Origin of the sequence: Dietzia sp. SL131 (genome assembly GCF_026672565.1) — a bacterium.
In the GTDB taxonomy this organism is placed as follows: Bacteria; Actinomycetota; Actinomycetes; order Mycobacteriales; family Mycobacteriaceae; genus Dietzia; species Dietzia kunjamensis.
This window is the reverse complement of the sequence record NZ_JAPPRI010000003.1, coordinates 1,655,101-1,679,956: the sequence shown is the minus strand read 5'-3', so window position 1 is coordinate 1,679,956 and position 24,856 is coordinate 1,655,101. Positions and strand designations below refer to the sequence as shown.

Genomic DNA, 24,856 nt, shown 5'->3' with positions numbered 1-24,856 from the left:
CTAGGCGTCACGGCACCGGGTGACGATTCAGGCAGGCGGCGACGGCACGCAGAACGGAGGTATGCAGGGCAACTCGATCACGGGCAAACCCGGTAGCGCCGGAGCCGGGGGCGCCACCGCCGGAGGCGCCGGGCGTTCGGGCGACGGCGTCGGAGTCGGCGTCGCCGACGGCGAAGGAGAGGCGCTGGGCGCGGGCGGGGCCGGAGTCGTCGGGGGCTCGACCTCCGTGCAACCGGGCACCGGGGCCTCGGGCTCACCCGGAGCAACGGGCTCGGGTGCCTCGGTGGGCTCGCCCTCCCACCCCTCGGGGCATCGCTCGGGCGGCTCCGGGGGTTCGATGGTGGGTTCGGGCTGGTGGATCTCCGGCAGGTCCGACGGCAGCGGGACGGCGTTGACCGCATAGCCGTGGGCCCAGGCGTTCACGTTGGCGACATAGGCCAGCGAGTTGTTGTAGGCCAGGACCGCCCGGGTGCGGGCGGCGGGATCGGCCATCGATCCCCCCTGCCCACACAGCAGGGACGCCGCCGACAGCGCGCCGTCGTAGATGTTGTTCGGATCGGCCACCCCGTCGTCGTTGGCGTCGCGACCGAGACCGGCCCAGGTCGAGGGGATGAACTGCACGGGGCCCACCGCGCGGTCGAACTCCGCATCGCCGTCGAACCGGCCCCCGTCCGTGTCGGTGATGACGGCGGTTCCCGGAAGGCTCCCATCGAGGCGGGGGCCCAGGATGCGGCCGATGGTGTTGCCGTGGACGTCGAACCGACCACGTCCCTGGTTGGACTCGACCTGGCCGATACCGGCCAGGAGAGTCCAGTCCATCTCGCAGGCGGGCTTCTCCGCATCGAGGCGGTCCGCGGCGCGGTGATAGGCGTCGAGGGCGATGCCGGGGATGCCCAGCGGCCCGTCCGGGATGGTCGCCGGCTCGATGTGGGCGGCGCCGGGGTCCTCCGGTGCGGCCGGTTCCTCCTCCGGGGACGGCTCTGTGGTGCGGGAGGTGGCGGGAGCCTCGGTCACCGTCGGCGTGCTGGGCGCGTACTCGGCCAGCGGAGTGATGTCCGGCGGCGCGGGGCGACTGGTGTCCATGTTCAGTCCCACGGCCGACAGCACAGCGATCGCGCTGGCGGTAACGGCGGCACTGGTCAGAACCCGGCGATCGGCGTTGTGCGCAAAACGGCGCAAGACTTCCCCCTACGACTTCCCGGTCGGCCCAGCGAACGTGCTGCGCCCCACGACGTTCCGTCCCGGCCGAGGCTACCCCCGGCCCTTGACGTCTGAATCGGTTTTGTTGTGATCGGCGTTACACGTCCCGGGTTCGAGGCCGGAGAGGAGGGTCTCGATCCGCTCGACGGAATCACGGAGGTCGTCGAGCTCCCGCCGGAGGTAGTCGCGGGTGACCGTCTCACCGACGGAGAGCCGGACCGAGGCGAGTTCCCGGGCGAGGAACTCGGTGTCCGCCTTGGTCTGCGTGGCGCGGAGGCGATCCTCCCTGACGGACTCCTTGTCGCGGTCCTCCTGCCGGTTCTGTGCGAGCAGGATCAGCGGAGCGGCGTAGGCGGCCTGCGTCGAGAACGCGAGGTTGAGCAGGATGAAGGGATACGGGTCGAAGCGCAGGGCGACCACCGCGACGTTGATGATGATCCAGACGATCACGATGATCGTCTGGATCAGCAGATATGTGCCGGTCCCGAAGAACCGCGCGACGGACTCGCTGTAGCGGCCGACCGCGTCTGCGTCGAAGCTGATCCTCGGTCTGCGCGAGGTCACCGGCATCGAGAGCGAGGACCGCACGGTGGGCTCGCTCATCGGGTCGCCTCCCTGTCGTCGTGCAGGTCCATGTCCCGCCAGTCGTCCGGGAGGACATGGTCTAGCAGATCGTCGACCGCCACCGCGCCGAGCAGGTGTCCCTCGTCGTCGACCACCGGCCCGCACACGAGATTGTAGGTGGCGAAGAACCTGGTCACGGCGTCCGTCGAGTCGGACGGGCGCAGCGTGGACAGGCTGGTGTCGACGGTCTCGGCCACCATCATCGACGGCAGCTCCCGCAACAGCGCCTGGATGTGGACGCATCCGAGGTACTTGCCCGTCGGTGTCGCGGTGGGGGGCCTCACGACGAAGACGAGGCTGGCCAGGGCCGGGCTGAGGTCGGGGTTGCGGCAGTGGGCGAGGGCCTCGGCCACCGTCGTCTGCGGAGACAGGATGATCGGCTCGGGGGTCATGAGCCCGCCCGCGGTGTCCGCGTCGAACGTGAGCAGACGCCGGACGGGAGCCGAGTCCTCGGGGTTCATGCGTTCCAAGAATGACTCGGCGTCCTGCTCCGGCAACTCGCCGAGCAGATCGGCCACGTCGTCGGGGTCCATCGCCTCGAGCACGTCCGCCGCGCGCTCCAGCTCGAGCCGGGTGACGATCTCGGTCTGCTCGTCGTGGGGCAGCTCCTGCAGGATGTCGGCCAATCGCTCGTCGTCCAGTGTCCGGGCGACCTCCAGCCGACGGACCTCCGGCAGTTCCCGCAGGGCGTTCGCGACGTCGGCCGGGCGCATGTCGGCATAGTGCTCGACCAGGCTCTCGGCACTGTGTTCCGGGGTGCCGATCGCGTCGTCGTCGAGTCCCCGGATCCGGCTCCACGGATGGATCGACACCTCGCCGCGGCGGCCGAGCGAGGCGCGCCCGCGTCGTGCGCGTACGGCGAGTCGGGAGACGAGCCAGTCCCTCGAGCGCTGACGCTCGATCTCCACGTCGACCACCTGGTAACGGATGTCCTTCTGGTCACCGCCCGACTTCTCCGAACCGACCTGGTCCCGCTCGACTCCGATCACGGAGTCCACCAACGCCCCGAGCACCAGGTTCTCCCCGGGTCGGGACTGGAACCGGTGCAGATTGATGGTGCCCGAGACCAGGGAGACGGACCGGGGGTCGATCGAGGCGACCCTGAGCATCGGCACGAAGATCCTGCGACGCGTGGGTAGTTCGACCACGAGTCCGATCACCCGGGGGGGCTTGTGCCGAGACCGCATCGTCACCACGACGTCCCGGATCCGTCCGATGTCGTCCCCGTCAGGGCCGATCACCGGTAGTCCGGCTAGCCTGGCGACGAAGGCCTTGTTGAGGTTCGCCATGTCGACCAGGCTAGTCACCCACGGGCGGCGCCCGCCCGCCATACCGGACGTAAGGGAGTGCCACTCACGATGACCGCAGCCCCCCACGCGACACCCGCGCCATCGGAGGACGCCGCCACGGCGCTCGCCGAACTCCGTGCCCGTCCCCGGCGCACGGTACTGGCCGTGCCCGGCAGCAGTGTCAAGATGATCGACAAGGCCAGGGGACTGCCGGTGGACGAGGTCTTCCTGGATCTCGAGGACGCGGTGGCGGGTCCCGCCAAGGAGGAGGCCCGCCAGAACGTGGTGGCCGCCCTGAACGGCGGGGACTTCGCCGCACCCACGGTGGTGGTGCGCGTCAACGCGTGGGACACCGAGTACACGGTGCGGGACGTCACCGAGATAGTCGGTCGCGCGGGTGCCCGCGTCGACGCACTGTTGCTGCCGAAGGCGCGCTCCGCGGCGGAGGTCGTGGCCCTCGACCTGGTGCTGACCCAGGTCGAGAAGGCGGCGGGCCTACCGGTCGGGCACATCGGCATCGAACCCCAGATCGAGGACGCCCTGGGGCTGACCAACATCGATCAGATCGCGACGGCCAGTCCGCGTGTCCTGACGCTGGTGTTCGGTCCGGCCGATTTCATGGCCTCCGTCGGGATGCGCACCCTCACGGTCGGGGAGCAACCCCAGGGTTACGCCCCGGGTGACGCCTACCACCACGTACTCATGACCATCCTCGTCGCCGCCCGCGCCCACGGCCTCCAGGCGATCGACGGGCCCTTCCTCAAGGTGCGGGACGTGGAGGGGTTCCGCCGTGCGGCCGCCCGCACCGCAGCACTCGGCTTCGACGGCAAGTGGGTGTTGCACCCGGCCCAGGTCGACGCGGGCAACGAGGTGTTCAGCCCCCGCCAGGAGGAGTTCGACCAGGCCGAGGCCATCCTCGCCGCCTACGCGCGGTCGACGTCCGTCGAGGGAGGTGCTCGCGGTGCGGTGATGTTCGGCGACGAGATGCTCGACGAGGCCAGTCGTAAGATGGCGCTGGTCGTGTCCGCGCGGGGTCGTGCGGGCGGGATGACCGTGACGGATCAGGCCGACGTAGGAACGGACCCGGAAGGACGGACATCATGAGCTCTCCCGTGAATCCGGCAGGCGGTAGGACCCGGGCTGGTCAGACCCCGGGCCTGCCCACGCCGCCGACCGGTTGGGTGGTCGGGTCGTACCCCACCTACGCGCAGGCCCAGGCCGCGGTCGATCATCTCGCGGACGAGGAGTTCCCCGTCCACGAGGTCACGATCGTGGGAGTGGACCTGATGCAGGTCGAGCGGGTGACCGGCCGGCTCACATGGCCCAAGGTCCTGCTCGGTGGCCTGGCCACCGGCGCCTGGCTCGGGCTGTTCATCGGCCTGTTGCTCGGCATCTTCACGCAGCCCATGTGGGGAGTCGTCCTGACGGGCCTGGTGGGCGGGTCGGTGTTCGGGGTCGTCTCGGCCTCGCTGTCCTACGCGGCCACCCGCGGCAAGCGTGACTTCGCGTCCACCTCGCAGCTCGTCGCGGGACGGTACGACGTCCTGTGCGAGCCCGCCAACGCGGAACGGGTGCGCGACGAGCTCGCCCGCCTCGGGCTGAAGTAGTGCTGCCCGGCGGTCCGACGAGCTCCTCGGACGTGCTCTCCGCGGTGCGGGCGCATCTGATCGAGCACCACGGCCCGGAGCCCCAGGAGGCGTCGGTGACATTCCTCGGCGCGTCACCGATCAGGATCCTGCGGTTCGTGGACATCGAGTCCGGCGTGGTGCGGTATGTCTCGCTGGGGTGCTCAGCCGAACCGATGGGGGACCCCTCGGCCCTCGTTCCCGACCCCACCGCGCCGCGGGCGGAGCTGAGTCTGATCCTGCGTGGCGGGGTGGACGGTCTGGTCCGCGCGCTGGCGGTGCTCGCGGCCGCACCCGCGGTGGAGGGCCTCGTCCTGTCGGAGGGAGCACTGATCGACCTGGGCGAGCCGCTCTGGCCGGGCGCGTCGTTCACGGGGGTCGTCCTGCGGGCTCCGGAGATCCCGGACGTGCCGTTGCCCGGTGACGCCGCGCCGGTCACCGTGTTCCGGGCCGTTCCGGTCACCCACACGGAGGCGGCGTGGGTACGGATGAAGGGCGCGGCGGAACTGGAGGAGGCGTGGGCGGAGGCCGGCATCGATGTCACCGATCCCGGGCGCTCGGCGGTCAACCCCGGGCTGAACCGCTGATCACAACCAGCGGTTCCGGCGAAACAGCAGGAAGAGCCCGGCGCACATCGCCACCATGATCCCCAGCACCACGAAGTACCCGTATCGCGCCTCGAGCTCCGGCATGTGGCGGAAATTCATGCCGTAGACGCCCGCGATCATCGTCGGTACGGCCGCGATGGCGACCCAGGCGGAGATCTTGCGCATGTCGGTGTTCTGTTGGACCCCGACTATCGCCGCCGCCGCGCTGACGAGCGAGGTGCTCTGCTCGTCCAGGGTCGCGACCACCGCTGCCGCCTGTGCGTGGTGGTCCTGGACGTCGCGGAAGTAGTGGCGGGCCTCGGCAGGGACGAGGTCGAGATGATCGACCGACAGGCGTCGCAGGGGCGTGGTCAACGGCCCGATGACGTGTTTGAGTTCGAGTAGCTCCCGCTTGAGGACGTAGATCTGTTCGATGTCCACCCGGGTGCGCGGTGTGAAGAGCGCCGACTCGAGTTCGTCGATGTCCGCGGCCATCCCCTCGGCGGCCTCGATGTAGCTGTCGACGACACGGTCCGCCACGGCGTGCATCACCGCCGCCGGCCCGATCGCGAACCGTTCCGGCGAGTACCCGGGCGCGCCGACGAGGTCGGTGGGGGTGATCTGGTCCCCGTGACGGACGGTCACCACGAAGTCCCGGCCCAGGACCACCATCAGCTCGCCGGTGGACACGATGTCGCTGACCTGCGTGACCGTCTCGTGGGCCAGGTACCGCACGGTCGACATGTTGAGCACGAGAGCGTCGTCGTAGGCCTCCAACTTGGGACGCTGCCGGCCACTGGTCGCGTCCTCGGTGATGAGCTCGTGCAGCCCCAGGTCCCGGGACAGCGCTTCCATCTGGTCGTGCCCCGGGGCGTCGAGGCTGACCCAGACGAAGCCTCGACCGCTGTCGCGCACGCGGCGGATCGCCTCCCGGTGCGGGACCCGGCCGCGTTCACCGACACCGTTGATGTAGACGACGCAGTCCACGGTCGCGTGGTGCGCCGACCCGGCCGGGCCTCGTGGCGTGGCATCTGCTCGGGTTGTCGACGGCCGTCGTGGTGGGATCGCGGGCACCCGGTCCCCTTTCCTCGTCTCGCCTGACAATATCCGCCGTGCGGGCCCTCGGAGTGACGACCGGCTGGCGTGGCTGGGAGACTGTCCCTCGAGGTGATCCGCGCCGACCGGCGCGGCCGGGGTGAGGAAGGGCGTGGTCGGATGCTGCGGACGGGGGATCGGGCGGGGCGGTGCGCGATGGTGCTCGCGGGGGTCGGCGCGATGGCACTGTCCGGCTGCCAGGCGCAGTCCTCGATCGTTCCCGCGCACCGGGACGATCCGGTGGTGGTCGTCGAGACCGCATCCTTCGGCGAGGTCGAGATCGTCGGTCATATCTACGGCAACGCCCTGGTGCGGTCGGGGTCGCGGGTGACCGCCCGCCCGCAGGCCGGGACCCAGGACGAGGTCGTGGAGTCCGTGGTGACCGGGGAGGCGACGTTCACGATCGGGTTCACCGGTGAGTTGCTCCGGACCTTCGACGAGAACTCCACCGAGGTCGAGGCCGATGAGGTGTACACCGCCATGATGGCCGCCCTCCCGGAGGGCGTGACCGCGGCGGATCCTGCGCCCGCCGAGGACGCCCCCGTGTACGCGGTCACCCGGCACACCTCGGAATCGCGAGACCTGCGGACGATGTCCGACCTGGCCGGGAGGTGCGGTGACTTCACCCTCGGCGCACGCGAGGAGGCGCTCGCGGACCGGGAGCTCGCCACATCCGTCGGTACCACCTACGACTGCGGTTTCGGCCGTCGCGTGGCGTTGGGGCCCAACCCCCGCGCGGTGTTCGACGCCCTGCGGGAAGGGGAGATCGGGGTGGGTCTGGTCCAGTCGGCCGACCCCGTCCTCCATCCGGAGGACATCGTCGCGTTGGACGACGACGAGGACGCCGTCCTCGCCCAGCACCTCGTGCCCGTGTTCCGCAAGGGCTCGCTCTCGGAGGATCAGCTCGCCCTGGTGAACCGGATCAGCGGGGAGCTGACCACCGAGGACGTCCGCGAGCTCCTGCTGGGGGTCGAATTCGGTTCCGCGACCCCCGTCGCGTTGGCGAACTACTGGTTGGACGAGCACGGTTACTGACCTCCGCGAGGGGTGGAACACGAGGAAGGGCCCGACCTGGTGGTCGGGCCCTTCCTCCTACGCGGTCACTCGAGGTCCGCGGTCCTCCGATTCGGCGGTTACTCGAACGCCTGGTCCACCAGCGCCTTCTGCTCGACGGCGTGGACCTTGCTCAGACCCGTCGAGGTCGCGGCCATCGGGCGACGCGAGACCCGCTTGAGCGGCGGGAAGTCCTCGATGCGCTCGGGCAGCTCCAGGGCGAGGAAGCTCCACGCTCCCTGGTTCGCCGGCTCCTCCTGAACCCACCGGACCTCGGTGAGGTTCGGGTAGTGGTCCAGCGCCTCGCGCAGCCGGCGGTGCGGCACCGGGTGGATCTGTTCGACCCGGACGATCGCGATGTCGTCGCGGCCCTCCTTCTCCTGGCGGGCGGCGAGCTCGTAGTAGAGCTTCCCGGACACCAGCAGCATGGTCTTGACCTTGCCCGGGTCCTTCGAACCGTCGGCGAACGTCGGGTCGTCGAGAACCGAACGGAACTTGCCGTTGGTGAAGTCCGAGATCGCGCTGACGGCCTTCTTGTTCCGCAGCATCGACTTCGGCGTGAAGACCACCTGCGGCCGCTTGATGCCGTCGGTGGCATGACGACGCATGAGGTGGAAGTAGTTCGCCGGGGTCGACGGCTGCGCGACGGTCATCGAGCCCTCGGCACACAGCTGGAGGAACCGCTCGATGCGGCCGGACGTGTGGTCCGGGCCCATCCCCTCGTGCCCGTGCGGCAGGAGAAGGGTGACGGAGGACTTCTGACCCCACTTGGCCTCACCGGAGGAGATGTACTCGTCGATGATGGTCTGCGCGCCGTTGACGAAGTCACCGAACTGCGCCTCCCACAGCACCAGTGCCTCCGGGTCCCCGACCGAGTAGCCGTACTCGAATCCGACGCCCGCGTACTCGGTGAGTGCGGAGTTCCACACCTCGAAGCGGCCCTCGGCGTCCTCGAGGTTCTGCAGGGGCGAGTAGGGCTCCGACGTGGTCTTGTCGACCACCACGGCGTGGCGTTGCGTGAAGGTTCCGCGTTGCGAGTCCTGACCTGCGAGACGCACGGTCCGGCCCTCCAGGACGAGGGAACCGATCGCCAGCAGCTCGGCGAACGCCCAGTCGATGTTGCCGTTGTAGGCCATCTTCTGGCGCGCCTCGTAGACCGGCTTCACCCGCGAGTGGATGTGGAAGTCCGCGGGCAGGTTGCCGAAGGCGTCGCCGATGGCGTGGACGACCGACTCGTCCACCGCCGTCACCAGGCGCTTGGGCAGCGGCTGGTTGGGCAGGATCGACTCGGATGCCTTCACCGGGTGCTTCTCGAGCTCGCGGACCTCGTTGAAGACCCGCTCGAGCTGACCCTGGAAGTCGCGGAGAGCGTTCTCGGCCTCCTTCTCGGTGATGTCGCCGCGACCGACCAGATCCTCGGTGTAGGACTGACGGACGCTCTTCTTGTCGTCGATGACCTCGTACATCCGCGGCTGCGTCATCGACGGGTCGTCGGCCTCGTTGTGACCGCGGCGGCGGTAGCAGACGAGGTCGATCACGACGTCCTTCTTGAACTGCTGGCGGAAGTCCATCGCCAGCCGGGCGACCCGCACGCATGCCTCGGGATCGTCACCGTTCACGTGGAAGATCGGCGAGCCGATCATCTTGGCGACGTCCGTGGAGTACTGGCTGGAGCGCCCGGCCTCGGGCGCCGTGGTGAACCCGATCTGGTTGTTGACGACGATGTGGATCGTGCCGCCGGTGCGGTAACCGTCGATCTGAGAGAGGTTCAGGGTCTCCGCGACCACTCCCTGTCCGGCGAATGCCGCGTCACCGTGCAGCATGAGCGGCACGACCGGGTACTCGGAGCGCCATTCCGGATCCTCGATGAGGTCCTGCTTGGCGCGGACGATTCCCTCCAGGACCGGATCGACGGCCTCGAGGTGCGACGGGTTGGCGGTGAGCGACACCTTGATCTCGTTCTCGCCGAACATCTGGTACTGGATGCCCTCGGCCCCGAGGTGGTACTTGACGTCACCCGACCCGTGCGCGGCGGAGGGGTCCATGTTGCCCTCGAACTCGGTGAAGATCTGCCGGTAGGGCTTGCCCACGATGTTGGCGAGCACGTTGAGCCGCCCGCGGTGGGGCATGCCGATCACGACCTCGTCGAGGCCGAACTCGGCGGCCTCGTCGATCACCGCGTCCATCATCGGGATGACGGACTCGGCGCCCTCGAGGGAGAAGCGCTTCTGGCCGACATACTTGGTCTGCAGGAACGTCTCGAAGGCCTCCGCGGCGTTCACCTTGGACAGGATGTACTTCTGCTCGGCGACGGTCGGCTTGTCGTCGACCCCCTCGAGGCGCTCCTGGATCCACTGGCGCTGCTCGTTCTCGAGGATGTGGGTGTACTCGATACCGATCTTGCGGCAGTAGGCCGCACGCAACGCGGACAGTACGTCCCGCAACCGCATCTTGTCCTTGCCGACGAACCCGCCGACGGAGAACTTGCGGTCGAGGTCCCACAGGGTGAGCTCGTGGGAGTTGACGTCGAGGTCCGGGTGGAACGTGCGACGCCGCTTGGCGTGCTTCCCGTCGAGCGGGTCGATGTCGGCCATGAGGTGGCCGCGGTCGCGGTAGGCGGCGATCAGCTCGAGGACGCGTGCGTCCTTGTCCACCCGCGGGTCGGTGATGTCCTGACGCCACCGGACCGGCTCGTAGGGGATGCCGAGTACGTCGAAGATCTCGTCATAGAACTCGTCCGCGATCAGCAGGCGGTGGATCTCACGCAGGAACTCGCCGGATTCGGCGCCCTGGATGATCCGGTGATCATACGTGGAGGTGAGAGTGGTGATCTTGCCGATGGCGTTGTTGGCCAACTGCTCGTCACTCGCGCCCTGGAACTCGGCGGGGTACTCCATCGCGCCCACGCCGAGAATGGCGCCCTGGCCCACGGTGAGGCGCGGGACCGAGTGCACCGTGCCGATTCCGCCGGGGTTCGTCAGCGAGATCGTGACGCCGGAGAAGTCGTCCATCGTCAGCTTGCCCTCGCGGGCGCGGGCGACGATGTCCTCATAGGCGTCGAGGAATCCGCGGAAGTCGAGCTTCTCGCAGTTGCGGATCGCGGCCACGACCAAGGACCGGCCGGCCTTGGTCTTCATGTCGATCGCCAGACCGAGGTTGATCCCGTTCGGGGTGACGACGTTCGGCTTGCCGTCGACCTCCTCGTAGTGGTTGTTCAGGTTCGGGTAGGCCTTGACGGCCTGGACCATGGCGTACCCGATGAGGTGGGTGAAGGAGATCTTCCCGCCGTGGGTGCGCTTGAGGTGGTTGTTGATGACCACCCGGTTGTCGACCATCAGTTTCGCCGGGACCGCGCGGACCGAGGTCGCGGTGGGGAGGGACAGCGACGCGTTCATGTTCTTGACGATCGCGTTGGCCGCGCCCCGGATGACCTTGCTCTCCTGCTCCGCGGGGGGCTCGTACTCGGGGCGTGACGGCTTCTTCGTCGCCGCGGTGTCGGACTTCTTCCGCGCCTCCGACTTGTGCTCCGGGGCGGGCACCCCCTCCCCGCGGGCCTTGCGCTTGGGCGAGGCGTCGGCAGCGGGCTTCGCCGCGATGTCCTTAACGGACGCCTCGGGGGTGGAATCGTCGACGGTGATCTCGGACGGCTTCTTGTCTGATGTGACCGATTCCCCACTGCTCCCACCTCCCGATCGGGGCCGACTGCTCTTGCCGGATTTCCCGCCCGAGCTGCCGGGGGAGGTGCCGTTGGTCGAGTCACCACCGGAGGAGGAGGCGGCCTCCGGGTTGGCGTCGAAGAACTCGTGCCAGGACTTGTCCACGGAGGACGGGTCCTTGGCGAACCGCTCGTACATCTCGTCTACGAGCCACTGGTTCTGTCCGAACTGTGAGACGTTGTTGCTCACGATCTCTTGGTGCCTCTCTGGTTCTGTGGTGGGTTTCACACGTCAATGGATCCAGGCTAGACCTTCTGCCCGAGCCGGGCTCTCCGATCTCACCTGACAGGGGGATGCCCCCGGCCCGTCACGGCAGGGTCACGTGGCGGGCCACGAGTCCGGTGGCGTGCCGAACGCGGCATCAGCGGTCTCCACGACCGTCCGCCCCAGCTTCCGGTTGCCCCATCCACCCACGGCGGCGCCGAGCCCCGCGGGTGCCAGTTTGCCCACGGCGAGCCCTGCCCGCTTCACGGCGAACTTCCTGACGAAGCGGGTCATCATCCGACGGTTGATCTCCTTCAGCCCGGGTACCCGGAGTGCACGGCCGGCCAACGAGCCGCCCGTGGCCGCCCCTCCCGACGAGCTGACCGCGTTGGCCAGGATGGCGGTGCCGGACGCTCCCAACATGACTGTCATGACCAGCAGTTCCTCGTGCTCGTCGTGGCGGACGTCCACGCCGTGGACCTCGGCCACAGCGAGCGTGTAGAACGCGGCGGCCTCGAGGAACACCAGCGACTCCGCGCCGATCGCGCCGAAGGCGACGATGGTTCCGAGACCCGGCACCGCGGCCGTGGCGCCCACGGCCGCACCGGACGCGGTGACGGTGTTCAGGAACCGCGCGTCGAGACGCTCGCGGATCCGGGCCGGGCTCTCGTCGGGGTGATGGGCCCGGAGTGTGCGTACGTAGGCACGGGCGGCACCGGTCTGGCTCCGGATCGCCCGGCGCAGGGCGGCAGTGATCACCCCCGCGGCCGGGCCGGAGACGTCGGATTCAGCGGGCACTCGATCGGGCACTGGGCACTCCTGGAGGTCAAGGCGGCGCGGGGGGCGGGCCGGGCTCGAACCTCCACCGTACGTAAGGCGCGCGGGGTGGTGGCTCAGGGCAGCACACGCTCGGTGTAGTCGTTGCCAAAGACACGCTCCGGGTCGAGACGGTCACGGACGGAGACGAAGTCGTCGAAGCGGTCCACCATGGCGGACAGGTCCTCCGCGGTGCGGGTGTGCATCTTTCCCCAGTGCGGTCGCCCGCCGGCGGCGAGGAAGATCCCTTCCGCGAGACGGAACAGTTCGGTGTGATCCATCAGGTGGTACTGGTGCACGGCGATGTAGCAGACCTCGCGCCCGTACGCCGTGGACATCCACACGTCGTCGGCGGCGGCGAACCGCACCTCCACGGGGAACGGGGTGACGATGCCGGAGCGGTCGATGGTGTCGCGGAGGTCGCGCAACACCCCGGCCGCCGCCGCGACGGGCACGGCGTACTCCATCTCCCGGAAGCGGACCCGCCGCGGGGAGGCGAAGACCCGGTAGCTCCGGTCGGTGAAGTCCCGTGCGGACAGAGCCCGTGAGGCGACCCGGTTGAGCCGGGGGGTCAGCGCCGGACGTCGGGTCGCGGCTCGGCACACCACGTCGAAGACCTCGTTGGAGAGGAGTTCGTCGCCGATCAGACCCCGGATGCGTCCCACCGGGTGCAGCTCGGCGTCCCCGGGCAACCGGGTGTTGCGTTTGACGTTGATCGCGTCGGTGTGGGGGAACCAGAAGAACTCGGCGTGGTCGGCGGAACGTGCGAAACCCTCCAGGTCCGCCAGTGCGGCGGTCAGGGTCCACGGACGCTCCTCGGCCTGCAGTGCGAAGGCCGGGACGCATCGGATCGTCATCTTGGTGATGATCCCCAGTGCGCCGATCCCGAGGCGGGCCGCCTCGAACACCTCGGGGTCGGACTCGCGGGAACAGGTGAGGACGGCGCCGTCGGCGGTGACGAGCTGGAGGCCGACGACCGTGGCGGGTAGGCCCGGTGCCGCACATCCGGTGCCGTGGGTCCCGGTCGACACCGCCCCGGCGAGGGACTGTTCGGCGAAGTCCCCGAGGTTCGGCTGTGCCAGACCGAGCTCCCACAGCAGCGGTCCCAGTCGGTGCAGCCGGGTACCCGCCCAGACGGTCACGTCCGCGCCGTCGACGCGACCGTCAGCGCCGCGGGTCGGCACGATCGATTCCACGCCGGCCAGGTCGTCCAGGGACACGAGCACGCCGTCCGTCGCGGCCGCCGGCGTGAAGGAATGGCCCGCGCCGACACACTTGACCCTGGTTCCGCGCTCGGCCGCCCGCGTGACCACGTCGCTCACCTCGGCAACGGTCGTCGGGAGCGACCGGCCCGAGGGAGAGGCCAGGACATTGCCGGCCCAGTTCTGCCAGGGGGCCACCGAGGTCGTCATGGCAGGAGAGGGTACCCGCGCGAGGCGGGGCGGGAGGCGGTCCTGGACCATCGACCCGGAGTGGGGGCGGACGCCCGGCACGCCGGGGGAGCGGGTGCGGTGAACGGTGTGCACGTCCACCTCGTCGTCGTACCATGGACGGGTGACCAGACGACTTCCTGCCGATCAGCGCCGGGCGCAGCTCCTCGAGGCCGCCCTCGAGATCGCCGAACACGACGGACTGGGTGCGGTGACCGTCCGCGGCGTGGCCGAACGGGCGGGCGTGTCGCTGGGGGTCGTCCACTACTGCTACACGGATAAGGAAGAGCTTCTCCGCGAGGTCATCGGCGCCGTCAACTCGGAGGTCCACCAGGCCGCCCGGGCCTTCGTGAGTGTTGACTTCGATTCCGGGATCCGGGGCACCGAGGGCCTGCGGCGACGGCTGTACGAGGCGATCGACCTGATCTGGGCGGTGATCTCCGCATCGCCCGACCGGCAGCTCCTCACCTACGAGATCGTGTCGTACTCGCTGAGGACCCACGGGCTGCCCGAAGTCGGCCTGGCCCGCGACCAGCAGGAATCCAACGAGGCCATCGTGCGTTCGGTGCTCGAGCGCACGGCGCAGTCCGCCGACGTGCAGTGGGCGATGGGCCTCGACGACATGGTGCGCGTCGTCCTGTCGATCATCACCGGCATCAGCCTGCGGTGGCAGATCTACCGGAACGACGACGAGGCCAACGACCTCCTCCACCGGGCGGTCGACCTCGTCGTACGGGACGCGCGACCGGTCGACGGTGCCTAGCAGGGAGGCGGACGGCCTCCCCGTGGTCGTCGACGCGCTCCGGGTCGCGACCGCGGGCCTCGACGCGCCCCTCGCCGCTCTGCACCTGCCGAGTCTGCGGGCGAACGTGGACGACCTACGCCGTCGGGCAGGGGGCACCAGGATCCGGGTGGCGAGCAAGTCAGTGAGATCCCGAGGCGTGCTGCGGGAGGTGCTCGGCGACCGGCTGCGCGGCGACGACTCCGTCCGCGGGATCATGGCCTACTCGCTGGACGAGGCGTTGTGGTTGGTGGAATCGGGGTGCGACGACGTCCTGATGGGGTACCCCACCGTCGACCGCTCGGCCCTGGGACGCCTCGGAGCAGATCCGCAGGCGCCGGACTGCGTGACACTCATGATCGACCATCCGCGCCAGCTGGAGATCGCACGGGAGGCGGGGGCGTCCGGGGCGCGGGTGTGCATCGACGTCGACTGCTCCCTCCGGCTGGGGCCCGTCCACCTGGGCGTGCGCCGCTCCCCGCTACGCGGACCGGACGACGTCGAGCCGCTGGTACGGCGGGCCGTCGCCACCGGCTTCCGCGTGGTGGGCGCGATGTTCTACGAGGCGCAGGTGGCCGGGGTGCCCGATGACGTACCGGGGATCGGCGTCGTCAAACGGCTCTCGATGCGGCGGCTGCGGGATGTGCGACCGGCGGTGGCGTCCACGATCGAGTCGATCACCGGGACACCGCCGGAGATCATCAACTCCGGGGGATCCGGGTCCGTCGCCGAGAGCGCCGGAGCGCCCGCCGTCACCGAGGTCACCGCGGGATCGGGACTGTACGTGCCGGGGCTGTTCGACGCCTATCGGACCTTCACCCCGCGGCCGGCGCTGCTGTTCGCACTGCCCGCCGTGCGGACGCCGGCCCGTGGTCTCACCACGTTCCTGTACGGGGGATACGTCGCGTCCGGCGTCCCGGGGCGCGACCGGCTCCCGGTGCCCGCCGCCCCGGCGGGGTTGCGATACCTCGGTCGGGAGGGGGCCGGAGAGGTCCAGACGCCCGTGCGGGGGCAGGTGGCCATCGGCGAGAGCGCATGGTGGCGTCACGCGAAGGCGGGGGAACTGTGCGAGCGGTTCGACACTCTCCACGTGGTGGACGAGACTGCTGACGGGCCCGTCGTGGTGGATCGCTGGCCCACCTACCGTGGTGAAGGGAAGTGTTTCGGATGACCGACGCCCAGCAGATGTCCGGGCAGGCGCGGGAGCGGATGCATGCCGAGGCCGTCGCGATCACGGCGAACCTCGTGTCGATCGACTCGACCAACACCGGTGACCCCGCGACGATCGGCGACGGCGAGACGAGGGTGTGCCGCCGGATCGCCGAGTACCTCGACGAGGTCGGCATCTCCAGCGAACTCGTGGAGTCTGTTCCCGGACGAGGGAGCCTGTTCGCCCGGGTCGAGGGAGCCGACCCGGACGCGGGCGGACTGGTCGTGCACGGACACGTCGACGTCGTCCCCGCGGTCGCCGAGGACTGGACCGTCCCGCCGTTCGCCGGTGAGATCCGCGACGGCTGGCTCTACGGACGAGGCACCGTCGACATGAAGAACATGATCGGCATGATGCTCGCGGTGGTCCGCCACTACCGCCGGGAGGGGATCGTGCCCCGGCGGCCGCTGCTGCTCGCGTTCTTCGCGGATGAGGAGGCCGCGGGGATCATGGGTGCCAAGTGGGTGGTCCGGGAGCGGCCCGAGATCTTCGACGGCATGACCCAGGCGCTCAGCGAGGTCGGGGGCTGGTCGGTACCGGTCGACGGCCGCCGCCTCTACCCGATCGCCGTCGCCGAGAAGGGCGTCGCCTGGGCCACGGTGACCGCACACGGGACCGCCGCACACGCGTCCCGCCCGACCGGGGACAACGCCGTCGCCGCGATCGCCGGGGCGGTTCATCGCGTGGCCGATCTCGACTTTCCGGTGCAGCCGACCGAGGCAAACACCGCGCTGGCCGCGGCGGTCGGTCGGCTGGCCGGAGGAAGCGGCGAGGTCGCCGAACTGCCGGATCGGCTCGAGGTCCTCGGGCACTTCGGGCCCCTCGTCTCCGCCTCGCTGTCCCACACCGCCTCACCGACGGTCCTGTCCGCCGGGTACAAGACCAACGTCATCCCCACCGAGGCACGCGCGGAGATCGACTGCAGAGTACTCCCCGGAGGTGAGGACACGTTCCGTGCCGAGATCGAGCAGGAGCTCGGCCCCGACGTGACGGTCGAGTGGATCTGGGAACCACCGATCGCCGCACCGGCCGACGCCCCGTTCGTGGAGGTGATCCGCGAGGCCGTCAGGCAATCCGACCCCGATGCCATGGTCGTGCCGTACCTGTTGCCCGCCAGCACGGACAACAAGCATCTGGCCCCGCTCGGGATCGACGGCTACGGGTTCGTCCCACTGCGCGTGCCCGACGAGTTCGACGTCTTCGGCCATTTCCACGCCGTGGACGAGCGGGTACCGGTGGACGCACTGCATTTCGGTGCCGACGTGCTCGCCCGAGTGCTCCGATCCGCGTGAGGGGCGCGCTCACCGGACATCCGACGCCGTCTGCGCGGACCCGCCTGCCCGCGGACGTCTGGGTCCTCGTCGCGGCCGCGTTCGCCGTGGCGATCGGCTACGGTCTGGTCGCCCCGGTGCTGCCGCAGTTCGCCCGCAGCTTCGACGTGTCGGTCACGGCGGCGTCGGTCATCGTCAGCGCATTCGCGTTCTTCAGGTTGGTGTTCGCGCCGGCCGGTGGGTTCCTCGTCGACAAACTCGGCGAGCGGTGGGTCTACATGTCCGGTCTCCTCATCGTGGTGGTCTCCACGTTGGCGACCGGGCTGGCGCAGAACTACTGGCAGCTCCTGGTCTTCCGCGGTCTCGGCGGTCTCGGGTCGACGATGTTCACGATCTCCGCGATGGCCCTGCTCACCAGATTGTCCCCGCCCGGCGCCCGGGGACGGATCGCCGGCCTGTACGCGACCGCGTTCCTCATCGGCAATATCGGCGGTCCGGTTCTGGGCGGATTGTTGGCGGGCTTCGGCATGCGCATCCCGTTCTTCGTCTACGCCGGCACGCTGCTGGTGGCGACCGGCGTGGTGGCGGTCTTCCTCCGCGGGGGCCGACGGCCCTCACCCGACGACGGGTCCCCCGAGCAGGAACCCCTCCCGGTCGCCGAGGCGCTACGGCACAGCGGGTACCGTGCCGCGCTGATCTCCAGCTTCGTCAACGGGTGGACCTCGTTCGGTGTGCGGGTCGCCATCGTCCCGCTGTTCGCCGCGGCCAACTTCGATGCCGGCGCCGGTATCGCCGGCACCGCGCTGGCGTCGTTCGCGGTGGGGACCGCCTCGGTGGTCTCCGCGGCCGGGTGGTTGTCCGACAGGTACGGGCGACGTCCGATGGTGATCCTTGGTCTGGTGATCTCCGGTGTCACCACCCTCGTCCTGGGCTGGTGTGACACCGTGCCGTTGCTCGTGGCGGCCTCGGTCATCGCCGGGATGGGCGCCGGGATCCTCAACCCGTCGCAACAGGCCGCTGTCGCGGACGTGATCGGCGCGGACCGGGCAGGCGGCAAGGTCCTCGCCACCTTCCAGATGGCCAGCGACTCCGGAGCGATCCTGGGACCGGTCGTGGTGGGGCTGGTGGTGGACCTGCTGGGCTACAAGGCGGGGTTCGCGGTGTCCGGTGTGCTCCTATTGGGGGCCGCGATCCCGTGGATCATCGCCGAGGAGACCCGTGAGGCCACGAACCCGGTGACCACGGGGGAGTGACCTGCGGCAGCCGTGTCGCTCAACAGCCCCCGGACGCCGTAGAATGTAAAACCTCATGGAGAACAACGACGAGGACCGTACCGCCACCGCCGGCGACGAGGTCGACACCGACGCCAGCAATCCCGAACCAGCCTCCGCCGCGGACAACGGCGCCGCGAACAATGGCGCCGCGGACAACGGCGCTGCGGACACGGCCGCGCCCGCGCGCACCGGCGCCGCCGCCCCTGCAGCCGGCGGTGAGGACGAGCCCGAGGTGACGTTCGCCGACATGGGGCTGGCCCCCGCGGTCGCGCAGGCGGTCAGGGACGTGGGTTACGAAGTCCCCTCCGCCATCCAGGCCGCGACGATCCCGCTGGTCCTCGAGGGGCGTGACGTGGTCGGCCTGGCACAGACCGGCACCGGTAAGACCGCCGCGTTCGCGCTGCCCATCCTGTCGCTGATCGACCCGGCGGTGAAGAGCCCCCAGGCCCTCATCCTGGCGCCGACCCGAGAGCTCGCCCTCCAGGTCGCCGAGGCCTGTGTCACGTACTCGGCGAACATGCCGCAGGTGAACGTCTTGCCCATCTACGGCGGGCAGGCCTACGGCATCCAGCTCTCGGGGCTGCGGCGCGGTGCGCAGATCATCGTCGGCACCCCGGGGCGTGTGATCGACCACCTGAAGAAGGGCACGTTGGACCTGTCGGGTCTGCGGCACCTCGTCCTGGACGAGGCCGACGAGATGCTCGCGATGGGGTTCCAGGAGGACGTCGAGCGGATCCTGTCGGACACCCCGGAGACGACCCAGGTGGCCCTGTTCTCGGCGACCATGCCCGCCGCCATCCGGCGGATCTCGCAGAAGTACCTCACCAATCCGACCGAGGTGAAGGTGGCGTCGAAGACGTCGACCGCGCCGAACATCACGCAGCGCTACGTCCTGGTCAACCACCGGGACAAGCTCGACGCTCTGACGAGGATCTTCGAGGTCGAGGACTTCGACGCGATGATCCTGTTCGTCCGGACGAAGTCCGCCACCGAGGAGCTGGCAGAGCGACTCCGTGCACGGGGGTTCTCCGCCGCGCCCATCAACGGCGACATCCCGCAGAACCTGCGTGAGCGCACGATCGAGGCGCTGAAGGACGGTCGCACGGACATCCTCGTCGCCACCGACGTGGCCGCCCGGGGTCTCGACGTCCCCCGGATCAGCCATGTCGTCAACTACGACATCCCGCACGACACCGAGTCCTACATCCACCGGATCGGCCGGACCGGTCGCGCCGGTAGGAGCGGTGAGGCGCTGCTCTTCGTCACCCCGCGCGAGCGCCGGCTCCTCTCCCAGATCGAGCGGGCCACCCGCCAACCGTTGACCGAGATCCAGCTCCCGAGCGTGGACGACGTCAACGAGATGCGGATGGCCAAGTTCGCACAGTCGATCACCGAGAGCCTCGAGGACCCGAGCATCGCGCTCTTCCGCCGACTGGTGGAGGAGTACGCCTCCGAGCACTCGGTCTCGATGTCCGACATCGCCGCCGCTCTGGCGACCCAGTCGCGGAACTCGGACGACTTCCTCATGCGGGAGCCCGAGCGCCCGCCGCGCCGGGACGACCGTCGCGAGCGGCCGGCACGCGACTTCTCGGACGGGCCGCGTCCGTCGCGGTCGGGGAAGAACATGGGGCAGTACCGGATCGCCGTGGGTAAGCGGAACAACGTCAAGCCCGGCTCGATCATGGGCGCCCTGGCCAACGAGGCCGGGCTCCGGGGCGGTGACATCGGACGCATCTCGATCCGGTTCGACCACTCGATCGTCGAGCTGCCGGCGGATCTCCCCGCGGACCAGCTCAACTCGATGAAGGGAATCCGGGTCGGGGGTTCCGAGATCGACATCCGCCCCGACTCCGGCGCTCCGACGGGTCGTCCGTCGTCGTTCCGGGACGACAGGGGCGGCAAGCCGCGTGGCGGCGGACCCCGTCGCGATGACCGTGGCGACCGAGGTGACCGTGGTGACCGGCGCGGCGGCCGTGACGAGAAGCGCGACGACCGTGGGGGCTTCCGCCGCGGTGACGACGACCGCCGCGGTGGCGGGTTCCGCGGGCGTTCCGGCGGGGGCCCGGACCGCCACTGACGCCGGGCCCTACGGGCCGGTCGGGCACCGCCGGACCGCACCGGCGAGAGCGTCATGGTCGGCCCTCGTCACCGGCAGGCCGTAGGCGACGGCCGCGGTGAGGTACCGGGAGGCGTAGAAGCAGTGTCGACCGGGATCCGGGGGTAGCCAGTCCGCCGGGGTCGAGTCGCTCTTGCCGGTGTTGACCGACGCTGTGACGGCGAGCAGGTTCCGGTCGATGTCGTTGGCGAACGCGGCACGGCGCCCGGCCGGCCACGACCACGCCCCCAGGTCCCACGCCGCCGAGAGCGGGTAGACGTGGTCGACGTGGATGCCGCGCACCCCCGTGGTGCCCGCGTCGACGAGCCTGCCGGTGTACGGATCGGTCAGGACTCCGCCAGACACCTCGCACCGTGCCCCGGGTGTCCTGGTGCCGCCGACGAGGTCGCGGGCCAGGACATCGTGACGGGTGGAGCACCCGTTTCCGGCACCCGGCGCCCCGGTCGTGTCACTCCAGGCCGGGCCGAACACGCACCCTGACGCGCCCGAGCAGTCCCGCTCGTACCCGGGAGCGGGGTTCCGCGACTCCACCACCTCGACCGCGTCGAGCAGTGCCTCCACCGCGTCCCGCGGTGGGCTGCCCGGGACGGAGCGGGGCGGTTGGCCGGACCACCACACGGCGGCCAGCACGCCGAGCACGACGAGGGCCAGGGCGAGCGCCCGGGGTGCGGGCGGCGGCACGACTCGGCCAGCAAGGTGCCTCCGGGTACGGGGATCATGGCCCACGCATCGAGTCTGACGCGGGGGGTCGCCGGCTCCCGCCCGCCGAGGGGGGCGGCAGGGCGGGACTGTGGACAGGTGGGCGCCTGTGGACGGCGGCCTCGCCCGTACCTCTCAGGGGAGCACGCCGGCCCGCTGTCGGACCCACGTGCTTACATGTGCACGTGACCCCGACCGCCGCACCCCGACTACACGCCGTGTGGCAGTCCGGGGTCGTCGGCTTGTGGTGCGAGACGGGATTGCGTAGGCCGGTATCGATCGCCCCCGCCGCCGAGGTCACGGCTGTGGGCCGGGCCGGAGCCCCGCCTGAGGTGATCCGGTTCCTGGAGCGCTACTCGCTGACGCACCGGATCGGGGTTCGTGCCCCGGTCGAGGGCCGGGTCCGGACCGCGACGGTGCCGGGGATCCGGGTCTCGGTCGGCGCGGCAGTGGATCTGTGCGGGATGGTCGACGCCACCGACCACTGGGTCGGATCCGGGCTGCGGGCCCTCGCGGCGCTCTCGTCGGGCGTGGCCGCCTTCGTGCGTGCGGGGCACGTCGTCCCCGTCCTCGGCCGTTCGGAGGGCGCATGGGACGCGTCATGGACTCTCGCCGCCTCACCCGTGGTGTCGGCGTGGGCAGCGGAGAGCCTGTCCCGGTGCCACGGGCTGGTGGCGAACCGCGAGGACCTCGACCGACTACTCGCCGCCCTGGCGGACCAGCACGCGCGGATGGCCCTGGCGCCCCTGGCGGGCGATCGCCGGAGCGACCTGGGCACGGCCTTGATCACGGGCGGGGGCGTGACGTCCGGGGGCCAGGCGTTGGCGGAAGCGATCGGCGAGTTCGGACGGGCGGCGGCGGCGCGGGACGTCGAGGTGGTGTTCCGGATCGTCGAGCCGACCGGCGGTGACGACGAGGGCCCGGGCGATTCCGACGGCGGGGCCGGGCACGCCGCGCCCGGGGAGATCCTGTGGCGGCTGGAGACGCTGGTGCGCACGGGCAACGATTCCCTTCGGCCCTTCACCGAGCTGCCCGATACGTCGGCCGTGGGTGACGCGGTGCGCGACGTCGTCGACCGGGCGGTCCGGTCGTGGCCACCGCTGGGGCGTGCCACCCACACCGCCGGCAGTCCGGACCTGATGATGCCCACCGACCTGGTGGTGCAGTTGGTCGACGAGGGGGTGGAGGCACTACGGGGGAGAGGTGTCGAGATCCTCCTGCCGCGAGCCTGGACCAGGGTGCGGACCGCCGTCCGGGTCTCGGTCACGGAGCCGGGCACCGAGAACGTCGACTCGGGTCGCCGGCTCGGGCTCGATCAGCTGGCGGACGTGAACTGGGAGATGGTCGTCGACGACGTCCCCCTCGACCCCGCCGAGGCCCAGATGCTCCTCGACGCCGCGTCCGATCTGGTCAAGCTCCGCGGCCAATGGGTCCGGGCGGACCCCGGTGCACTGCGTCGGGCGGCCCGCTTCCTCGCCGCGCGGCGCGGGGGGCGGGTCACGGCACCCGCACTGGTCGCCGCCCTGATGTCCGAGGAAGGCGAGGGCGTCGAGGTGGAGGCGCCCACGACCATCGACTGGATCCCCTCGTCGTCGTCGATCCCGGTCGACCTCCCACCCTGGTTCCGCGCCACGCTCCGTCCGTACCAACTGGAGGGGGTGCGGTGGTTGACCGCGCTGTCCAGCGCCGATGTCGGCGCCGTGCTGGCCGATGACATGGGGCTCGGAAAGACCATGCAGGTGCTCGCGCTCACCGCGTCCGAGCACGCGGCGGGCCGGACCGGCCCCACTCTCGTCGTGGCGCCGCTCACCCTGGTGGCCACCTGGGCCCGGGAGTCGGCGACGTTCGCCCCGGAGCTGCGGATCCACGTCCATCACGGACCGGCCCGCGAACGGGGTGACGACGCGGCCACACTACTCGGAGCCGCCGACCTCGTGCTGACCTCCTACGGGACGGCGTCCCGGGACGCGGAACTCCTCGCCCGGGTGGCCTGGCGGCGGCTGGTCGCCGACGAGGCCCAGACCATCAAGAACCCCTCCACCTCGGTCGCGCGCGCCGTCGTCTCGATCCCGGCGGAGCACCGGATCGCGCTGACCGGGACACCGGTGGAGAACCGGTTGGACGAGCTCCGCGCCGTCCTGGACTTCGCCAATCCGGGGATGTTGGGTTCGGCCAGCACCTTCCGTGCCCGGTTCGCGATCCCCATCGAGTCCCACCGCGACGAGGCCGCGGCATCGAGGCTCCGGGCACTCGCCGCACCGTTCGTGCTGCGCCGCCTCAAATCCGACCCCCGCGTGGTCGCCGATCTCCCGGACAAGCAACACATCAGGGTCGATTCGCCGCTGACCCGTGAGCAGGCGACCCTGTACCGGGCGGTCGTCAAGGACATGATGGAACAGGTCAAGGAGTCCGAGGGGGCCGCCCGCAAGGGCGCCATCCTCTCGGGGCTCACAGCCCTGAAGCAGGTGTGCAACCACCCCGCCCACTACCTCGGGGACGGGTCCGCACTCCTGCGCGGCGGCCGCCACCGTTCGGGCAAACTCGCCGCACTCGACGAGGTCCTCACCGAGATCCTCGACGCGGGGGAGAAGGTGCTGCTGTTCACCCAGTACCGGGCGTTCGGCGATCTGATCCTGCCCCTACTCGAGCGTCGGGCCGCCACCGCCGTGCCATTCCTGCACGGCGGGGTCACCGCGGCCGGACGGGCTCAGATGGTCGAGGAGTTCCAGGCATCGCACGGCCCACCGGTGATGCTCGCGTCGCTACGCGCGGGAGGGACCGGACTGACCCTCACCGAGGCCAACCACGTCGTACACCTGGATCGCTGGTGGAACCCGGCGGTGGAGAACCAGGCCACCGACCGGGTCCACCGCATCGGCCAGACCCGGGTGGTCCAGGTGCGCACGCTCGTCGCACCGGGCACGGTCGAGGACCGTATCGACGAACTCCTCGAAGCCAAGCGGGACCTCGCGGAGTTGACGCTGGGACCGTTGGCAGGCGCGCTGACCGAGCTCGCGGACGCGGACCTGGCGGCACTCGTCGAGTTCACCGACGTGGGGCGGGACGAACCGTGAGCGGCGAAGCGGGCATCCGGGCGAGGTCCCGGGCCGGGCAGTTCGGCGCACACATGTGGAGCAGACGCTGGGCGAGTGACATCGAATCCGGGGTCTCCCGGGGTGACGCCCACATGGCCCGACAGGACGCCCGCAAGGACAAGGTCCTCTCCCTGCACCACTCGGGCCGGTCGGTCCGGATCGACGTCGACGGGAGCAGACCGGAACCCTTCACAGTGGAGTTCACGTTCGCCCCGCTTGACGACACCGACTCCGACGCCCTGCGCACCGCCCTCAGGCGGGAGGAACGGGGCGTGCTCGGCGCCCTGGCCGGGGACTTCTCCGACACCGTCGGGTTCCTCCTCCTGCCCGCGGTGCACGGGGCAACCGCGTTCACCTGCCACTGTCCGGTGCAACCCGGCCCCTGCCGACACGTGCTGGCGGCCGCCTACATCATGGTCGAGTGGTGGGACTCCCGGCCGGAGGTGTTGTTCGAGCTCAGGGGTCTGCGACCCGAGCAACTCGGCGCCGTCCTCCGGGGCGGAGGGGACGACGACGAGGTGTCCTTCGACGTGGAGGAGGCGCTGTGGGGTGGTGAGCCGATCCTGCCGGCGTCGCCGTCACCCGGACCGGCCGGTCTCGAGGACCTGCTGGACGCGCCCGTCACCCGCAGGCTCGCCGCGGCGGCGACCAACGACGCGCTCGAGCAACTCCGGGTGGTGGCGGACCTCGAGGACTTCCTCGACGCGTTCGGCCGGTACCGACCGCGGTGAGGCGGGCCGCCGATGCGTAGCCTGTCGGACCCGCGTCCTA

19 protein-coding genes are annotated in these 24,856 nt (G+C 70.3%); 11 read left to right on the top strand and 8 right to left on the bottom strand.

Going from position 1 to position 24,856, the window contains the following annotated elements:
• Nucleotides 1-27: 27 nt before the first annotated feature.
• From OVA21_RS08640 to OVA21_RS08630, 3 genes are all read right to left on the bottom strand, one after another.
• Nucleotides 28-1,083: a lytic transglycosylase domain-containing protein gene (locus OVA21_RS08640; protein ID WP_254050434.1), complete on the bottom strand. Its 1,056-nt coding sequence runs from the start codon at nt 1,081-1,083 to the stop codon at nt 28-30.
• 168 nt (nt 1,084-1,251) lie between these two features.
• On the bottom strand, nt 1,252-1,803 hold the full coding sequence (locus OVA21_RS08635; protein WP_067718401.1) for a DUF1003 domain-containing protein: 552 nt from the start codon (nt 1,801-1,803) through the stop codon (nt 1,252-1,254).
• Nucleotides 1,800-3,113 (bottom strand): magnesium transporter MgtE N-terminal domain-containing protein, encoded by a 1,314-nt coding sequence (locus OVA21_RS08630; RefSeq protein ID WP_067718399.1) that lies wholly within the window; start codon nt 3,111-3,113, stop codon nt 1,800-1,802. Before OVA21_RS08630 ends, OVA21_RS08635 begins: the two co-directional genes overlap by 4 nt.
• A gap of 69 nt (nt 3,114-3,182) precedes the next feature.
• Between OVA21_RS08630 and OVA21_RS08625 the strand changes: the two genes are divergently transcribed.
• Genes OVA21_RS08625 through OVA21_RS08615 form a run of 3 tightly spaced genes read left to right on the top strand, consistent with a single transcriptional unit; the run spans nt 3,183 to nt 5,325 of the window.
• On the top strand, nt 3,183-4,217 hold the full coding sequence (locus OVA21_RS08625; RefSeq protein ID WP_096907203.1) for an HpcH/HpaI aldolase/citrate lyase family protein: 1,035 nt from the start codon (nt 3,183-3,185) through the stop codon (nt 4,215-4,217).
• Nucleotides 4,214-4,720, top strand: a complete 507-nt coding sequence (locus tag OVA21_RS08620; protein ID WP_173674746.1) for a general stress protein — start codon at nt 4,214-4,216, stop codon at nt 4,718-4,720. Before OVA21_RS08625 ends, OVA21_RS08620 begins: the two co-directional genes overlap by 4 nt.
• A gap of 32 nt (nt 4,721-4,752) precedes the next feature.
• Entirely contained in the window at nt 4,753-5,325 is a 573-nt protein-coding gene (locus OVA21_RS08615) for a suppressor of fused domain protein (RefSeq protein ID WP_096907204.1), read from the top strand.
• Here the strand turns inward: OVA21_RS08615 and OVA21_RS08610 are convergent, their stop codons facing one another.
• The gene (locus OVA21_RS08610) at nt 5,326-6,399 is read right to left on the bottom strand and encodes a magnesium and cobalt transport protein CorA (protein WP_371606811.1); all 1,074 of its coding nucleotides are present in this window, start codon (nt 6,397-6,399) and stop codon (nt 5,326-5,328) included.
• Between the two features lie 69 nt (nt 6,400-6,468).
• Between OVA21_RS08610 and OVA21_RS08605 the strand changes: the two genes are divergently transcribed.
• Complete coding sequence (locus OVA21_RS08605) at nt 6,469-7,455, top strand: glycine betaine ABC transporter substrate-binding protein (protein WP_235027824.1); 987 nt, start codon at nt 6,469-6,471, stop codon at nt 7,453-7,455.
• 98 nt (nt 7,456-7,553) lie between these two features.
• Here the strand turns inward: OVA21_RS08605 and OVA21_RS08600 are convergent, their stop codons facing one another.
• The 3 genes from OVA21_RS08600 to OVA21_RS08590 all read right to left on the bottom strand — a co-directional run bounded on the left by OVA21_RS08600 (nt 7,554) and on the right by OVA21_RS08590 (nt 13,621).
• Complete coding sequence (locus OVA21_RS08600) at nt 7,554-11,378, bottom strand: multifunctional oxoglutarate decarboxylase/oxoglutarate dehydrogenase thiamine pyrophosphate-binding subunit/dihydrolipoyllysine-residue succinyltransferase subunit (protein ID WP_173674747.1); 3,825 nt, start codon at nt 11,376-11,378, stop codon at nt 7,554-7,556.
• 129 nt (nt 11,379-11,507) lie between these two features.
• A complete protein-coding gene (locus OVA21_RS08595) occupies nt 11,508-12,203 on the bottom strand; it encodes a hypothetical protein (protein WP_067718393.1) in 696 nt (231 codons plus the stop codon).
• Nucleotides 12,204-12,286: 83 nt separating this feature from the next.
• On the bottom strand, nt 12,287-13,621 hold the full coding sequence (locus OVA21_RS08590; protein ID WP_096907208.1) for a D-arabinono-1,4-lactone oxidase: 1,335 nt from the start codon (nt 13,619-13,621) through the stop codon (nt 12,287-12,289).
• Between the two features lie 142 nt (nt 13,622-13,763).
• Between OVA21_RS08590 and OVA21_RS08585 the strand changes: the two genes are divergently transcribed.
• From OVA21_RS08585 to OVA21_RS08565, 5 genes are read left to right on the top strand one after another with little or no spacing between them, the layout of a single operon-like run.
• Complete coding sequence (locus tag OVA21_RS08585) at nt 13,764-14,402, top strand: TetR/AcrR family transcriptional regulator (RefSeq protein ID WP_096905239.1); 639 nt, start codon at nt 13,764-13,766, stop codon at nt 14,400-14,402.
• Entirely contained in the window at nt 14,395-15,591 is a 1,197-nt protein-coding gene (locus tag OVA21_RS08580; RefSeq protein WP_096905240.1) for an alanine racemase, read from the top strand. Before OVA21_RS08585 ends, OVA21_RS08580 begins: the two co-directional genes overlap by 8 nt.
• Complete coding sequence (locus OVA21_RS08575) at nt 15,588-16,922, top strand: M20/M25/M40 family metallo-hydrolase (protein ID WP_096905241.1); 1,335 nt, start codon at nt 15,588-15,590, stop codon at nt 16,920-16,922. Before OVA21_RS08580 ends, OVA21_RS08575 begins: the two co-directional genes overlap by 4 nt.
• Nucleotides 16,919-18,154: an MFS transporter gene (locus OVA21_RS08570; protein ID WP_067718383.1), complete on the top strand. Its 1,236-nt coding sequence runs from the start codon at nt 16,919-16,921 to the stop codon at nt 18,152-18,154. Before OVA21_RS08575 ends, OVA21_RS08570 begins: the two co-directional genes overlap by 4 nt.
• Nucleotides 18,155-18,209: 55 nt before the next feature.
• Nucleotides 18,210-20,252, top strand: a complete 2,043-nt coding sequence (locus tag OVA21_RS08565) for a DEAD/DEAH box helicase (protein ID WP_096905242.1) — start codon at nt 18,210-18,212, stop codon at nt 20,250-20,252.
• A gap of 9 nt (nt 20,253-20,261) precedes the next feature.
• Here OVA21_RS08565 and OVA21_RS08560 read toward each other — a convergent pair whose 3' ends face one another.
• The gene (locus tag OVA21_RS08560; RefSeq protein WP_268092236.1) at nt 20,262-20,972 is read right to left on the bottom strand and encodes an HNH endonuclease family protein; all 711 of its coding nucleotides are present in this window, start codon (nt 20,970-20,972) and stop codon (nt 20,262-20,264) included.
• A 203-nt stretch (nt 20,973-21,175) separates the two neighbouring features.
• Between OVA21_RS08560 and OVA21_RS08555 the strand changes: the two genes are divergently transcribed.
• On the top strand, nt 21,176-24,064 hold the full coding sequence (locus tag OVA21_RS08555; RefSeq protein WP_268092235.1) for a DEAD/DEAH box helicase: 2,889 nt from the start codon (nt 21,176-21,178) through the stop codon (nt 24,062-24,064).
• On the top strand, nt 24,061-24,816 hold the full coding sequence (locus tag OVA21_RS08550; RefSeq protein ID WP_096905244.1) for a hypothetical protein: 756 nt from the start codon (nt 24,061-24,063) through the stop codon (nt 24,814-24,816). The genes OVA21_RS08555 and OVA21_RS08550 overlap by 4 nt, the downstream gene beginning before the upstream one ends.
• The last annotated feature ends 40 nt before the right edge of the window (nt 24,817-24,856 follow it).